Below are 233 nucleotides of genomic sequence, written 5' to 3'. Positions count from 1 at the left end.
AACCAGTGGCGAAAGTGTGCTATGCACAAATGGTGAAACAGTTCCTGAGTCGTGACCCGTTCGAATGCGTGCTGTGTGGCGGCCGGATGGTATACCGCCGGGCCATCGCGGGACTGAATGTGGAGGGGCTGAAGAAAAACGCGCGGGATATCAGTCTGCTGAGGTATATGCCGGCCTGACACAGGCTAAGTGTGCCCGGGAATCGGTGCAAGTATAAAAAACAGCCTGTTGCG

General features: G+C 55.8%; 1 pseudogene. It reads left to right on the top strand.

Features of this window, described 5'->3' with window-relative positions:
• Window positions 1-179, top strand: a pseudogene (locus BGK49_RS30700) (IS91 family transposase); the annotation flags it as partial.
• Between the last annotated feature and the right edge of the window lie 54 nt (window positions 180-233).

This window comes from Shigella sp. FC1544, from assembly GCF_001722145.1.
Lineage (GTDB): Bacteria > Pseudomonadota > Gammaproteobacteria > Enterobacterales > Enterobacteriaceae > Escherichia > Escherichia coli.
This window is presented reverse-complemented; position numbering and strand designations above follow the sequence as displayed.